The organism is Pseudomonas sp. A34-9, from assembly GCF_029543085.1.
Classification (GTDB): domain Bacteria; phylum Pseudomonadota; class Gammaproteobacteria; order Pseudomonadales; family Pseudomonadaceae; genus Aquipseudomonas.
Genome location: NZ_CP119967.1, coordinates 1655023 through 1669751 on the forward strand (window position 1 = coordinate 1655023; position 14729 = coordinate 1669751).

At 58.9% G+C, this 14729-nt stretch carries 15 protein-coding genes; 11 read left to right on the forward strand and 4 right to left on the reverse strand.

Translation table 11 applies throughout. The annotated features are described in order from the left end of the window. Positions 1-80: 80 nt before the first annotated feature. On the reverse strand, positions 81-272 hold the full coding sequence (locus tag P3G59_RS07380; RefSeq protein ID WP_277761047.1) for a DUF1508 domain-containing protein: 192 nt from the start codon (positions 270-272) through the stop codon (positions 81-83). 276 nt (positions 273-548) lie between these two features. Here P3G59_RS07380 and P3G59_RS07385 point away from each other — a divergent pair, with 276 nt between their 5' ends. The 6 genes from P3G59_RS07385 (at position 549) to P3G59_RS07410 (ending at position 6230) form a co-directional block, all read left to right on the forward strand. After that, entirely contained in the window at positions 549-1514 is a 966-nt protein-coding gene (locus P3G59_RS07385) for a glycosyltransferase family 2 protein (protein WP_277761048.1), read from the forward strand. Between the two features lie 3 nt (positions 1515-1517). Next, entirely contained in the window at positions 1518-2228 is a 711-nt protein-coding gene (locus tag P3G59_RS07390; protein WP_277761049.1) for a methyltransferase domain-containing protein, read from the forward strand. Continuing rightward, positions 2225-2611, forward strand: a complete 387-nt coding sequence (locus P3G59_RS07395) for a GtrA family protein (RefSeq protein ID WP_277761050.1) — start codon at positions 2225-2227, stop codon at positions 2609-2611. The genes P3G59_RS07390 and P3G59_RS07395 overlap by 4 nt, the downstream gene beginning before the upstream one ends. After that, complete coding sequence (locus P3G59_RS07400) at positions 2608-4704, forward strand: DUF6311 domain-containing protein (protein ID WP_277761051.1); 2097 nt, start codon at positions 2608-2610, stop codon at positions 4702-4704. The genes P3G59_RS07395 and P3G59_RS07400 overlap by 4 nt, the downstream gene beginning before the upstream one ends. 73 nt (positions 4705-4777) lie before the next feature. Then, positions 4778-5698, forward strand: a complete 921-nt coding sequence (locus P3G59_RS07405) for a LysR substrate-binding domain-containing protein (protein WP_016984680.1) — start codon at positions 4778-4780, stop codon at positions 5696-5698. A 166-nt stretch (positions 5699-5864) separates the two neighbouring features. Further along, positions 5865-6230, forward strand: a complete 366-nt coding sequence (locus tag P3G59_RS07410) for a 5-carboxymethyl-2-hydroxymuconate Delta-isomerase (protein ID WP_277761052.1) — start codon at positions 5865-5867, stop codon at positions 6228-6230. A gap of 3 nt (positions 6231-6233) precedes the next feature. Here the strand turns inward: P3G59_RS07410 and P3G59_RS07415 are convergent, their stop codons facing one another. Next, complete coding sequence (locus P3G59_RS07415) at positions 6234-7169, reverse strand: LysR family transcriptional regulator (protein ID WP_007911368.1); 936 nt, start codon at positions 7167-7169, stop codon at positions 6234-6236. A 176-nt stretch (positions 7170-7345) separates the two neighbouring features. Next, positions 7346-8539, reverse strand: coding sequence for a cyanate transporter (locus tag P3G59_RS07420; protein ID WP_277761053.1), 1194 nt, complete (start codon positions 8537-8539; stop codon positions 7346-7348). Between the two features lie 395 nt (positions 8540-8934). Here P3G59_RS07420 and P3G59_RS07425 point away from each other — a divergent pair, with 395 nt between their 5' ends. From P3G59_RS07425 to P3G59_RS07440, 4 genes are all read left to right on the forward strand, one after another. Beyond that, positions 8935-10584 (forward strand): phosphoethanolamine--lipid A transferase, encoded by a 1650-nt coding sequence (locus P3G59_RS07425; protein ID WP_277761054.1) that lies wholly within the window; start codon positions 8935-8937, stop codon positions 10582-10584. A gap of 228 nt (positions 10585-10812) precedes the next feature. Beyond that, positions 10813-11946, forward strand: coding sequence for a ribonuclease D (rnd, locus tag P3G59_RS07430; RefSeq protein WP_277761055.1), 1134 nt, complete (start codon positions 10813-10815; stop codon positions 11944-11946). Continuing rightward, positions 11943-12236 carry a YcgL domain-containing protein gene (locus P3G59_RS07435; RefSeq protein ID WP_194933713.1) on the forward strand — a complete coding sequence of 98 codons (294 nt, stop codon included), beginning with the start codon at positions 11943-11945 and terminating at the stop codon, positions 12234-12236. The genes rnd and P3G59_RS07435 overlap by 4 nt, the downstream gene beginning before the upstream one ends. Before the next feature lie 104 nt (positions 12237-12340). After that, positions 12341-13273: a D-2-hydroxyacid dehydrogenase gene (locus P3G59_RS07440; RefSeq protein WP_277761056.1), complete on the forward strand. Its 933-nt coding sequence runs from the start codon at positions 12341-12343 to the stop codon at positions 13271-13273. Between the two features lie 124 nt (positions 13274-13397). Here the strand turns inward: P3G59_RS07440 and P3G59_RS07445 are convergent, their stop codons facing one another. Continuing rightward, a complete protein-coding gene (locus tag P3G59_RS07445) occupies positions 13398-13991 on the reverse strand; it encodes a nitroreductase family protein (protein ID WP_277761057.1) in 594 nt (197 codons plus the stop codon). A 279-nt stretch (positions 13992-14270) separates the two neighbouring features. Here P3G59_RS07445 and P3G59_RS07450 point away from each other — a divergent pair, with 279 nt between their 5' ends. After that, positions 14271-14720 (forward strand): YcgN family cysteine cluster protein, encoded by a 450-nt coding sequence (locus P3G59_RS07450; RefSeq protein WP_277761058.1) that lies wholly within the window; start codon positions 14271-14273, stop codon positions 14718-14720. Positions 14721-14729: the final 9 nt, after the last annotated feature.

Consider the following 14729-nt stretch of genomic DNA (forward strand, 5'->3'; position numbering starts at 1 on the left):
TGTTCGATACCAGCCCGAAAAAAGCCTCACAGTCTTTAAACTGTGGGGCTTTTCCATTTCCGCAGGGGAGTGCAGAGCGGCTAAATCTCCTTGACCGGCGTCTCCCCCGTTGCCCCCTTGATCAACCCGATCACATGCAAGCAATCTGCCTTGTTCACATAAGATTCGCCACTGGCGATGGTCTCGTGGTTACCCGCCCTCAGCCTCCAGCGCCATTGCCCTTTGCCGGTGCTCGGGGTGCCTTTGGATTGCCTGTAAATCTCGAAATACATTCAGTTCGCTCCATGCGATTCATTGTGCGACAGCCTGTGTGGCGCATGGTCGCAAGCCTAGCGCAGAGGGTTTTTTTGGCTATCGGACATTTGTTTCCAATCGTTGGCGGATGTTTCTGAAGGGCGCGGGCTAGAGCGCGGGAATCGGCCTCTGGATTGGCCGATATGACGCCGTCTGCTCCTTGCAACGCCGTCGGCGCTCCTGCTTAATACGGGACGGCTCATGGCGTCGAACATCGTGCGGCGACCGACAATCACTATAAAAAGAGCACTCCTTTGACTGAGCACGGAACGCAGCAGGCCGGGCAGGTGACGTTATCGCTGGTGGTCCCCGTTTTTAACGAGGAGGACAGCCTCGACACCTTTTTGCGGCGCATCAATGAAGTCTTTCAGACGCAGGCGTCAATCGATCTTGAACTGGTGTTCGTCAATGACGGCAGCACCGATGCCACGCTCGAACGCCTGCTCGAATATCAGCGTCAGGATATGCGCCTGCGTATCGTCGACCTGAGCCGCAACTTCGGCAAAGAAGCGGCGCTGTCCGCCGGTTTGCAGATCGCGACCGGACAGATCGTGGTCCCCATCGATGCTGATTTGCAGGACCCGCCGGAGGTCATTTTGCAGATGATCGAGCGTTGGCGAGAAGGCTTTGAAGTGGTGCTCGGTCACCGCATCAGCCGTCGCAGCGACACCTGGGCGAAACAGACTTCCGCTCACTGGTTCTATCGCCTGCACAACAAGATTGCCGAACAACCTTTACCCGAAAACGTCGGCGATTTTCGTCTGATGGATCGCTGCGTGGTCGATGCCTTGCTGACGCTGCCCGAATCCCGGCGCTTCATGAAAGGCCTGTTTGCCTGGGTCGGCTTTCGCACCACACATGTCGATTACGAACGTCCGGAGCGCGTGGCGGGGCAGAGCAAGTTTAATGGTTGGCGCTTGTGGAATTTCGCCCTGGAGGGCATCACCAGTTTCAGCACCGAGCCATTGCGGGTCTGGACGTATGTCGGCGCGCTGGTGTCACTGGTGTCCTTTGCCTTCGCCATTTTCATTGTCGTGCGCACATTGATTCACGGCATCGACATGCCCGGTTATGCCTCGCTGATGGTGGCTGTGACCTTTCTCGGTGGGCTGCAATTGATCGGCATCGGCGTGCTCGGTGAGTACCTGGGCCGCACGTATATCGAATCCAAACGCCGGCCGGTTTTTCTGGTGCGTCGCGTCTACGACCCCAAGGACTGATACATGGATCTCAAGGAAACCGACATCCTCGGCGACAGCATCGGCGAGCATTGGTATTACTGCTCGAAAGCCGCAGCCACCACACGGATGCTCGGTGAAGCACCGATCAAGCGAATCCTCGATGTCGGCGCCGGCTCGGGATTTTTCTCCCACCATTTGCTGACGCACACCGATGCACGCGAAGCGTGGTGCGTGGATATCAGCTATCCCGCCGACTCCAGCGCGACCACCGCCGGCAAACCGGTGCACTACCGTCGCGGGATCGAAACCATCGATGCCGATCTGGTGTTGTTGATGGACGTACTGGAGCATGTCGATGACGACCTCGGTTTGCTCAAGATGTACGCCGATAAAGTGCCGTCGGGCAGTCGATTCCTGATGACTGTGCCGGCGTTCCAGTTCTTGTGGAGCGGGCACGATGACTTTCTCGAGCACAAGCGCCGCTACACCCTGGCTCAGTTCGAAACGCTGGCGCGGGATGCTGGTTTGACGGTGCAGCGCGGTGCCTATTATTTCGGCGCGGTGTTTCCGCTTGCGGCGGCACTACGCTTGTTGCCGCAAGGTGCGCAAGCCCGGCCGCCGCGTTCGCAACTCAAGCGTCATCATCCGCTGGTGAACGCTGTCCTCAAAACCTTGTGCAGCCTTGAACTGCCGTTGCTGGGCGTGAACCGCCTGGCCGGGTTGAGTGTGTTCGTGCTGGCGCGCAAACCGTGACCTCGACGAAAAAAGACATATTGATCCAGCGTGGTTTGCGCTTTGCCGTGACCGGGCTGTTCGTCACCGCGCTGCATGGGTTGGTGGCGGTGCTGTTCATCAACTTCATTGCGGCGCAACCGCCGCTGGCCAACGGCGTGGCGTTTGCCGTAGCGACGGTGGTTTCCTACGTGATCAACACCACCTGGAGTTTTTCTGCCCGCTTGCACGGACGAACGCTGCTGCGTTTTTTGCTGGTGTCCGTGGGCGGCTTCTTCCTCGCCATGTTCGTTGCCTGGGCCGCGCAGGTTGCCGGGCTGCACTATCTGCTGGGCATCGTTGCGGTGGCACTGACGATTCCAGCGTTCACCTTTGTCTTGCACAATTTCTGGACATATCGATGAAGGTTTCACGAAACCACCCGGCGCTGGGCCTGTTGCCTTTGCTGCTCGGCCTTCTGGCATTTTTCTGTGTGATCGGGCCGCAAGCGCTGGATCCGCAAAACATTGCCTGGCTGGAGCAGGGCGATCCGGCGACGCATTATCTGGGCTGGGAATATTTCCGCCATTCACCCTGGACCTTTCCGCTGGGGCTTAACCCTTTCTATGGTCTGGAGTTGGGCAATTCGATTATTTTCTCCGACTCCAATCCGCTGCTGGCGTTGCTGTTCAAGCCATTCAACGCGTGGTTACCGGCGACCTTCCAGTACTTCGGCCTGTGGCTGCTGGCGTGTTTCGTTCTGCAAGCCTGGTTTGCCTGGAAACTGCTCGGGCTGATGACGGGTAATCCGCTGATTCGCTTGCTGGGCACAGGTTTGCTGGTGTTTTCGCCGCCGATGTTCCTGCGCATGGGCGGACACCTTTCCCTGTCCGGGCATTTCCTGATTCTGGCGGCGCTGTACCTGGCGCTATTACCGAACCTGTATCGACGCGGACTCGCCTGGGGCGCGCTGTTGGCGGTCACCGCGATGGTGCATGCGTACCTGCTGGCGATGGTGGCGCTGATCTGGGTGGCGGATCTGCTCGGCAAGACCTTCAGCCAACAATTGACTCGACGTCAGGGGCTGCTCGAAGGCGTGTTGCTGTTTGCCGGGGTGAGTGTGAGTTGCTGGCAGGCCGGTTACTTCGCTATTGCTGACGGCGCGCAATCCGGCGGTTTCGGTTTGTACCGGATGAACCTGCTGTCGCCATTGGACCCGGCAGGCTGGTCATTGATTTTGCCGAATTTGCCGAAAGCCAGTGGCGATTACGAAGGCTTCAACTATCCGGGCCTTGGCGTGTTGTTGCTGGTGCCGTTGGCACTGATTGCCTGGCTGAGAAACCGCCAGCCGCTGAAGGATGAGCTTCGCGTTCGGCCTTGGTTATTGCTGGCGCTGATCGGTTTATCGTTGTTCGCGCTATCGAACCAGATCGGTGTCGGCGCACACACGTTCAGCTACCCGCTACCGAAAATCGCCATCAAACTGGCGAATGTTTTTCGCGCCTCGGGGCGGATGTTCTGGCCGGTGTTATACGCGCTCATTCTGATGGTGATGTTCCTGCTGGTGCGCGGTTACCGGCCACGCATCGTCATCGCGCTGCTGGCGCTGGCCTTGACGTTGCAGGTCGTCGACACGCGCAACGGCTGGATGGGGTTGCGCAACGGCAAGTTGATGACGCCGTCCGCAGAATGGGTAACGCCGATGCGTGATCCGTTCTGGGCGAGTGCAGCGGCGCATTACTCGAAGGTGCGCAGTCTGATGCCGCAGAATCAGTCCGAACGCTGGCAAATGATTGCCTATTTCGCCGCGACTCACGGCCTGAAAACCGACGCCGTCTATCTGGGACGCATGAGTTCCACCGCGCTGGATCAGGCCCGGCAGAAATCGCAGCGCATGCTTGAGTCGGGTCAATACGATGCCGACTCGTTGTACATCCTCGACGATTCCGTGCTGGCCGATGCCGCCAAAAGCGTCAACAGTGAAACGGATCTGCTGACCCGGGTGGATGGTCTGGTAGTGCTGGCGCCGGGCTGGAAGCATTGTTCTCAATGCCTGAGCGTGCCGGATGAAGGGCGGCGCATGGCATTGCTGGCATTGATGCGTCCGGGTCAGACACTGGTCTTCAACTACGCCGCCCGGCAGTTGGCCAGCGGTTGGTCGGCCTCGGAAAACTGGGGAACATGGTCGGCGGGGCAGCAAGCGCAGATCGACTTGCGGGTTTCGCCCGAGGCGCGCTCGATTGCGCTGGAGGTCATGGCATTCGTTTTGCCGCAACATCCGGCACAGCGGGTGATTGTCAGTGTGAATGGCGAGCAGGTGCTGAGCACGCGGCTGGTGCAACATGAGGATAATCATCTGGAGATCCCGATCAGTCCTGCGATCCGTCAGCATCTGGCAGACCATGATCGCCTGACGATCGAGCTGCAATTGCCCGACGCCATCAGTCCTGAACAATTGGGCATCAATGACGATTCCCGGGTCATGGGACTGGGCTTGAAGCGCTTGACGGTGAACTGACGCAGCGTGGCGATGGACGCCGGGGCCTCGGCCTTTCTACACTGCCGGTATTCCGGGGGGCAGGGGGCAATGGATGAACCGCAATGAACTTCGCAAGGCCGACATCAACCTGATGGTGGTGTTCGAGACCTTGATGCTCGAACGCAATGTGACCCGGGCGGCGGAGAAACTGTTTCTCGGCCAGCCCACTATCAGCTCGGCGCTCAACCGCTTGCGGACGATGCTCAACGATCCGCTGTTTATCCGCGTCGGCCATCGCATGGAGCCGACGGCCCGTGCCGAAGATATTTTCCGCCATCTCAAGCCGGCGCTGGATTCACTCTCGGTCGCGCTGAGCCTGACCCGCGATTTCGACCCGGCCGTCAGCACCATGACCTTTCGCATTGGTCTTTCCGATGACGTCGAGTTCGGCCTGCTGCCGCCGCTGTTGCGGGCGTTGCGCCAGGAAGCGCCGAACGTGGTGTTTGTGGTGCAGCACGTTGATTACTGGCGCATCCCCGACCTGCTCGCGGCGGGGGATATCACGGTCGGCATCAGCCAGACCCGCGGTCTGCCGGCCAATGCCAAACGCAAACTACTGCGGCATATCCAGCCGAGCATCCTGCGCGCCGACGCCAGCGATACACCGCTGACTCTGGATGAATATTGCGCGCGTCCACACGTGCTGGTTTCGCACACGGCCAACGTCAGTGGTTTTGCCGATGAGTGGCTCGCCGAGCTCGGGCGCACTCGTCAGGTGGTGCTGTCAGTGCCGCAATACAGTGCGTTGCCGGCGCTGCTGGCCGGCACCGACCTGATTGCCAGCCTGCCGGATTACACCGCAGCGGCCATGGCCACTTCAGGGCTGTTGTTCAAGGAACCCTTTCCGTTCAAGACGCCGACGCTGGATCTGTCGATGGTCTGGCTCAGCCATGTGGACAGCGATCCGGCCGAGCGCTGGCTGCGTTCCAGGCTGGAGCAGTTCATGAGCGAACGGCCGTTGAGCGCATCCTGAGCCACAACACCTTGTAGGAGCTGCGGCACGCTGCGATCTTTTGATCTTCAAGTCTCGAGTTCAAAAGATCGCAGCCTCGTTTCACTCGACAACTCCTACAGGGGATTAGTGATGAGCCGCGTGTGCTATATGTACGACCTTTCTGCCAACTCACCGGGGAGCTGCAATGCCACACCTGCACATGGAATACACCGCCAACCTGCCGCAGTTGAACGCCGACGTCGCGTTGATGCGGCTCAACAACACCCTGGTGGGCTCCGGTCAGTTCGCGGCGGAGTTCGATATCAAAAGTCGTGCAATTAAGGTCGAGACTTTCAAGGTCGGCACCGCCATGGCCGAGCGCGCCTTCATTTATGTGAAGCTGGCGCTGCTCAGCGGGCGTTCGCCGCAGATCAAGAAGCAGTTGTCGCAAAGCCTGCTGGCGGTCTTGCAGGACCTGTGCGAATGGCCGGCCGGCGTCGAAGTGCAGCTATGTGTCGAACTGGTCGACATGGATCGCGAGTCTTACAGCAAAACTGCGATGGGTGTGTAGGACTCAGGCCGCTTCGAGTTCGCTGCACACCTTGACCACCTGCTCGCGCAACCACAGGTTGGCGCTGTCCTGATCAACGCTCTGGCTCCACTGCATGTCGAGGGTGAAGCCCGGCAAGCCGTTCGGCGCCTCACAGTGATTGAACACCGCCTCGTTGGTCAGCAAACGCTGGATACGGCGGGGCAGGGTGAGGATGAAGTCGGTGCCGGTGATCATTTTCAATGCCGCGCTGTAGCTGTTTGAGCGCGCGACGATCTGGCGTTTTTGCGCCTGCCGCGCGAGCCAGCCGTCGACCATGTTGGTGGTCGATGTCCATGGCGTTGGAAACACGTGCCGACGTTCGGTAAAGGCCTGCAGACTCAGGCGCGGTTCCAGTGGCGTGGCGCGTTTGTCGAAGACGCAGACCAGATCATCCTCCAGCAGCATCCGTGACTTCAGGTCAGTGTGGTGGCGGTGGAAGTTGGGGCCGAAGCTGATCACCAGATCGAGGCTGCCGTCGCGCAGTTCATCCGCCGGGACGTCGGTCTCGAACTTGTGCATGTTGACCATCACCGGCAGGTCATCGAAATCGAAACGTTTCAACAGGCGCGGCAGAATCAGTTGCTCGAAGTATTCCGGCGCGCAGATGTTGAAGGTGACGGCTTGCCGGGTCGGGTCGAACGTGGGGGCGCCAGCGTGGCACAGGTTGATGCTTTCGAGGATCTTCTGCACATGGCCATACATGGTGCTGGCCTTGTAGGTAGGGCGCATGCCGGTGCGGGTGTTGATGAACAGTTCGTCTTCGAAACTGGTGCGCAGTTTTTTCAAACAGTAACTGACGGTGGACTGGCTGACGAACAGGGTTTCTGACACATCGGTAACGCTGCTTTGCTCATAAACAGCGATAAACACCATGAGATCCTGCATGTCGAGCTTTCGTAGCAAGTTACTGTTCAGCATCCGTTCTGTCTCGCTGTGCTCCTTGCGCTGAATCCGCGCAAACGTGTGCGAATGATCCTAACGGAACGATGGTGCCAGGACAAAGCTCTGTAGGACGTTTCACGGTCAGTTGTGGGACAGAAAGTTTTAGTAACACGACGTCACGAATTAAACCGCTGAAAGATGGCCAGAAGCCTTTAGTTCGACGAGGGAAAGTGTCGGGCGTAATGCCTGGGATCGAAGCGCCACACCATCAACAGCATCACGCCCATCACAGCGGTCAGTGACCACCAGGCCCACTCGAAACTCCCGAGCCCATCGCGGATCATTCCGGCCAGCAGCGGCGAAAGGCCGGCGATCAAGTAACCGATGCCCTGCACGAATGCGGTCAGCCCACCGGCGCGTTGCGGGTTGTCGAGGTGATCGAGCGAGACGATCAGGCTCATCGGAAACAAACCGCCAATGCCCAGCCCCAACAGGCAGGGCCACAGCAGGCTGAGCTGTTGTGGGCTGAGGATCAGGCCGCAAAACCCGGTGATGATCAGCAGCAGTAACGCCATCAGAATCACACGCCGATCCCGGCTGCGATTGGCGATCGCGGGCACCACCAGGCCGGAAATCACCTCCATGGCCGTCAGAAAACCTAACAACAGCCCGGCGTTTTGTTCGCTCCAGCCTTTTTCCACGTAGTACGGCGCGAGCCAGGCCAGTACGCAGGTGTAGGACGCCGTCCCCAGGCCAAAGAAGATGGCCAGTAACCAGGCGCGGGAATTGGCGAAGAACGAATCTTTCCTGCTGGCGGTCGCCAGCGAGGTGCTCAACTGGCGACGTTGCGACCACCAGAACACCAGCGCGAGCAATGCCAGAATCGCCCAGATGGCCAAACCGCTGCGCCAGTTCCCGGTTTGCACCATCACTAGCGGTGCCAGCGTGGCTGCAATGGCGGCGCCGCCCATGATCGACGTGACGTACAAACCCATGCACAGCGCGACGTTGTCGGCGAAGCGCGATTTGATCAGCACAGGCATCAACGCTTGAATCAGCGCAATACCGATGCCCGCCAACACGGCGCTGAAGATCAACTGAACTGCGGTGTCGATAAACAACCGCGACAACGTTGCCAGGGCAATCACCAGCAACGACAACAGCACCATCCGCTGTTCGCCCAGCCGTTGACTGATGCCAAGACTGAAAAACATCGCCAGCCCCATGGCCATCACCGGCAGCATGGTCAGCAGTGACGCGACACTGAAGCTCAGCGGGATGTCAACGCGAATGGCCGACAACAAGGGGCCGACTGCTGCCATCGACGGACGTAAATTGAGCGCGACCAGAATAATGGCAAGCATCAGCCAGGCAGCGGGACGGGCAGTGGCGCGGACGTTTTCCATCATCAGACCTTTGGGCGGGGTAGATGATTAGGCGCAGAGCCGTCTAGTCCGGGCAAACCAGAAATTGCGCAGCCCTTCTTAAAAATCAAATACCGATCCCTGTAGGAGCTGTCGAGTGTAACGAGGCTGCGATCTTTTAAAGATCAAGATCAAAAGATCGCAGCCTGCGGCAGCACCTACAGGGGGCGCATTGTCTGCTGAATAAAAGCTGAACCATTCTCAAATACTTCGCAAGTTTCAGCGTATGACCCAACGCCAACTAATCGTTGGCGTCTTTTTCACAAAAAATTGATGGTTGTCTGCTTAAAGTTTGTCATGCCTTAGTTAATGAAAATTTCACAATTGATGGTTTTATCGTTGGCCGAGGCTCTTCTTTTCAGGAAATGCCCCTTTTTATGTTGAAGTTAAAAGCCGTGCGCCCGGAATGGGTGACGTTGGTCGCCAGTGCCTTTCTTTTGATCGGTTTCAATTTTGTCCTCTGGCAGCACCTCTTCGAGATCACTGCCGCCGATGGCAAGGGCATCGCCATGCGCGTGGCGTTCGGGGTAATGATCCTCGCGGCATTCAACATTGTGCTGACCTTTCTGGCCTTTCGTCCGTTGCTCAAACCGCTGTTGACGCTGATCTTCCTGGTCAGCGCTGGCGTGGCTTACTTCATGAGTCAGTATGGCGTCATGATCGATGCCGGCATGTTTCGCAACTTTGCCGAAACCAATGCAACGGAAGTGCGTGATCTGCTCTCGTTGAAGTTGTTTGCTTATATTCTGTTACTCGGTGTTTTGCCCTCCTGGTTGGTGTGGAAGTTACCGATTAATTATCGTCGCTGGCACCGTGAGTTGTTCAGTAAAGTTATTGTCGGTGTCGCCTCGGCAGCCGTCATTGGCGGTGTAGCCCTGGCCAACTATCAGGGCTTGTCTTCACTGTTTCGCAATCACCACGAAATTCGCCTGATGCTGGTGCCCAGCAATTACATTGGAGCGTCGGCCGGTTACCTGCGTGAACAGGTGGTCTCGGCGCAGCAACCGTTCGCCAGGATCGGCGAAGACGCCCAGCGCAATCCCGCTCTGAAACTCCAGCCACGCAAATCCCTGACCGTACTGGTAGTGGGTGAGAGCGCTCGTGCGGAGAACTTCGGCATCCTTGGCTACAACCGCGATACGACGCCGCAACTCGACAAGGAAGCCGGGTTGATCGCCTTTACCGATGTACATTCCTGCGGCACGGAAACGGCTGTTTCGGTGCCGTGCATGTTCTCCAACATGGGGCGCAAGGATTACGACGCCAGCAAGGCGAAGAATGAAGAAGGTTTACTCGATGTGCTCAAGCGTGCCGGTATCGACGTGATCTGGCGTGACAACCAGTCTGGCTGCAAAGGCACCTGTGATCGAGTCACCCTGCAAGATGTCAGCAACCTGAAAGACCCGGCGCTGTGCGCCAACAGCGAGTGCCGCGACGAAATCCTCCTGCAAGGCCTGCAGGGTTTTATCGATCATCTCGACAAGGACACCGTTCTGGTTCTGCATCAAATGGGCAGCCATGGCCCGGAATACTTCAAGCGTTATCCAAAGGAATACGAGCACTTCACCCCGGTATGTGAAAGTAACGCGCTGAATAACTGCAGCCGCGAAAGTATCGTCAACGGTTACGACAACACGCTGGTGTATACCGACCATGTGCTGTCGAGCCTGATCGATGTATTGCGCAGCAATCAGGACAAAGTCGATACCGCCATGTTGTACCTGTCGGACCACGGTGAGTCGCTGGGCGAGTACAACTTGTTCCTGCACGGTACGCCTTACATGTTGGCGCCGGAGCAACAAAAGCATGTAGCGATGCTGGCGTGGTTTTCCGATAACTATCAGAAGGCTTATTCGGTCGACACCCATTGCCTGCAGATGAGTCGTGACAAACCGCTGAGCCAGGACAATCTGTTCCACTCGATGCTGGGTCTGCTGGAGGTCAAGAGCAAGGTCTATCAGCCTGATCTGGACATGTTTGCCGGTTGCCGGGGGGCGGTGATCGACGGTGTCCTGGCCAAAGACTGACCCCGTCCCTTGCAGGAACTGCCGAAGGCTGCGATCTGTTGATTTTGCTTTTCGGGATCAAAAGAGCGCAGCCTTCGGCAGCTTCTGCACCTAACAGGCCTTTCGCCTTCCTCTGTCAGACTATTCTTGCTCTTTGGCAGGACATTTCGTTACAGCTCTTGCCCTTCACAGGCGCGTAAATCGCCGGTGGCGATATATACTGCGCGCCATTCTTCAAGGGAGAGCCGTGTGGCCATCGATATTCACTGGATTCGCGACAACGAAAGCCTCGCGCAGTTTTGCGCCGAGTGGCAGCAGCTGCCGTTCGTTGCCCTCGACACCGAATTCATGCGGGTCGACACCTTCTACCCGATTGCCGGTCTGTTGCAGGTCGGCGACGGCAAACGCGCCTACCTGATCGATCCGCTGACCATCAACGCCTGGCAACCGCTGGCCGCATTGCTGGAAAACCCGGCGGTGCTCAAAGTCCTGCACGCGTGCAGCGAAGACCTCGAAGTGCTGTTGCGTCTTACCGGTAGCCTGCCGGCGCCGATGTTCGACACACAACTGGCCGCCGCCTACCTGAACCTCGGTTTCTCGATGGGCTATTCGCGACTGGTGCAGGACGTGCTCGGCATCGACCTGCCGAAGGGCGAAACCCGTTCCGACTGGTTGCAGCGCCCGTTGTCCGACACGCAAATCAGCTACGCCGCCGAAGACGCGGTGCATCTGGCGGAAGTTTTTGTACAACTGCGGCCGAAACTGTCTGACGACAAATTCGCCTGGGTGCTGGAGGACGGTGCCGAACTGGTCGCCAACCTGCGCCGTGAAACTGATCCTTACGAGGTCTACCGCGAAGCCAAACTGGCGTGGAAACTCTCGCGTGCGCAACTGGCCGTACTGCGTGAACTGTGCGCCTGGCGGGAAACCGAAGCCCGCGCCCGCGATCTGCCACGCAACCGTATCGTCCGCGAGCATTCGCTGTGGCCGCTGGCCCGCACGCAACCGGACAACCTCGCGGCACTGGGCAAGATCGAAGACATGCACCCGCGTACCGTGCGTCAGGACGGCCAATTTCTGCTTGATCTGATCAAGCGCTCTGGCAGTGTGGGGCCTGATCAATGGCCGCCGGCCGTACCGGAGCCATTGCCGATCGAAGCCGCTGCGTTGATCAAACAACTGCGCGCATTGGGCCAGGCTGAGGCCGAGCGTCTGGGCATTGCCCCGGAACTGATGCTGCGCAAGAAAACCCTCGAAGCCCTGGTCAAAAGCGGTTATCCCGAGGGTCCTTACCAATTGCCTGAGTCGTTGCGTGGCTGGCGCCGCGAACTCATGGGTCAGAAGCTGCTCGACAGCCTGGCCACCGCCGGAGAACAGCCTTGAAACGTATTTGTTCCATCTACCAAAGCTCCAAGCGCAGCGGCATGTACCTTTACGTGCTCAAGAGTGACGCGCTCGAGCGTGTGCCGGAAGCGCTGATGCTGGCCTTCGGCAAAGCAAAGCATTCGTTTGACCTGGTGCTGTCGCCCGAGCGCAAACTGGCCAGCGAAGACATCGTCGTCGTGCTGGAGAACCTCGACAAGCAGGGCTACCACCTGCAAATGCCGCCGGCCGAGGACGAGTACATCGAGCACTTGCCCGAAGAGTTGCTGCGCCGCAACGACCCGGTCTGATCTGCGAGGCTCTGCTCTGAGTCTCGGTTTACCCTGGAACTGTTTTTACCGCGATGGTCGCCCGAATCCGGCGGCCGTCTGCACGGTTTGCGAAAGGTTTGAAGATGCGCGTTCTGATTGCTGAACACGACCATGCGATATACGCCCGGCTGCTGCGTCAGGCAGTGCCCGAGCTTGAAGTACTGACCAGCGGCGACTCCGCCGAACTGGCCCGGCAGGCCGCCGATTGCCCGGTGTGGCTGGGCCAGCCGGACCTGCTCGCGACCCTGCTGCGCCAGGGCCACCAGCCACAATGGCTACAATCGACCTGGGCCGGCATCACACCGTTGCTCGCGGACGGCTTGCGCCGCGATTACCGTTTGACCCGGGCGGTCGGGATTTTCGGTCAGGTGATGGCTGAATACGTGCTGACGTATATCCTCGGCCACGAGCGCGAAGTGCTGGCGCGACTGGTCAGCCAGGTCGAACGCAAGTGGGACAACCGCAGCGGCCAGAGTCTGGTCGGACGTAAAGTGCTGATCGTCGGCACCGGCGACATCGGTCAGAGCGTGGCGCAGTTCCTGCTGCCATTTGGCATTGAGTTGTACGGCATCGCCAGCAGTGCCCGCGAGCAGGCGCCGTTTGTCGAAGTCGGTTCGATGGCCGATCTGCCACGGCTGGTGGGCGAGGTCGATTACGTGGTCAATCTGTTGCCGAACACCGAGCACACCCACGATATCTACGATGCGGCGCTGTTCAAGCAATTCAAACCGACCGGGTTGTTCATCAACGCCGGGCGCGGGGTTGCGGTGGTTGACGCCGATCTGGTGGAGGCGCTGAAGGAAGGGCATCTGGCGGGCGCGGTGATCGACGTTTGCCGTCAGGAGCCACTGCCGCAGCGCCACCCGTTCTGGACCGCGTGGGGCTTGCTGCTGACCGGGCACAGTTCGGCGCCGACGTCACCGGCGTTGATGGTGCAGCTGTTTGTCGAGAACCTGAAGGCGTATCAGGCGAGCGAAGCGTTGCGCGGGGAAGTGGATTTCAATCGCGGCTATTGAGTGTTCGCCGAATAACATGTGGGAGCGAGCCTGCTCGCGAAGGGGGAGTGTCAGCCAACATCATCGTTGTCTGACACACCGCTTTCGCGAGCAGGCTCGCTCCCACATTTGTTTTTGTGCTGGCTTAGAGGGTGAAGTCGCCTTCCGCCGCCAGTTCGTTCAGCGGGCGGCGCGGGCTCGGCTCCTCACGGGCTTGCAGGTATTCCGCCAGCGTTGCCTTGTCACCGAGTTTGCCGACCGCCACGGCCGCGTGCAGCGCGTAACCCTCAGGAATATTCAGCTCCTTGCGCGTCAGCTCCTGATCGAAACCGGCCATGCCGTGGGTGTGCCAGCCGCTGAGGCTCGCTTGCAGCGCCAGATGACCCCACGCCGAACCGGTATCGAAGGTGTGCCACAACGTCGGGGTTTCTTCGGTCGCACCTGGTGCGGTGAACGTGGTTTTCGAAATCACAATGACCAGCGCTGAGGCATGTTGCGCCCAGCTGCGGTTGAACTCGTTGAGCAGGCCCAGATAACGCTCCCAGTTCGGCGTATCGCGCCGTGCATACAGAAAGCGCCAAGGTTGCGAGTTGTACGCCGAGGGCGCCCAACGTGCCGCTTCGAAGAAGCTCAGCAGGGTTTCCTCCGGGATCGCTTCGCCGGTGAAGGCGCGCGGCGACCAGCGGTCGGTGAATTGCGGGTGAATGGCGTAGTCGGCAACGCGAGGGTTGGCACTCATCGAGAGATTCCTTGCTATGTTTGAGTCGGAAATTCGAATGAAAACCCGGCGGGATCAGTTGCGCTGAACGATGGGGTTTTCCGAGCCTGAGGGTTCACCACAATGCAACGCGGTCGAGCGTTAATGGCTTGTGGGCAAGGCTCCTTGCGACTGGCAAAGCTACGCGCCGCCACAAAAACTGACAAGTCCTGCACAACCGGCAGTCGCCAACGCTTGGCCCGCAAGGCCTTGAGCACTAGACTGGCGGCCTTTTCACCACCTGATGTTGATGCTTGAGCCATGGCCGCCAAAGTCGAACCGTTCTGGATACGCAAAACCCTCGATCAACTGGATCACGATGAATGGGAATCGCTGTGCGACGGCTGCGGTCTGTGCTGCCTGCAAAAGCTCGAGGATGAGGAAGACAACAGCGTTTACTACACGCGCATCGCCTGCAAACTGCTGGACCTGAACACCTGCCAGTGCAGCGATTATCCCAATCGCCTGAAGTTTGTCCCGGATTGCATCCAGCTCACCCCGGGCCAGGCTGAAGAATTCAAATGGCTGCCGCCGACCTGTGGTTATCGACTGGTCAGCGAAGGCAAGGATCTGCCGCTGTGGCACCACTTGGTGTGCGGCGACCGCGAAGCGGTGCACCATGAGCGGATTTCTCAGTCCGGGCGCATGCTCGCCGAAGGCAGCGTGCCGGAGGATGACTGGGAAGATCACCTGATTTTCCGCGCAGGTTAACTGCCTGCT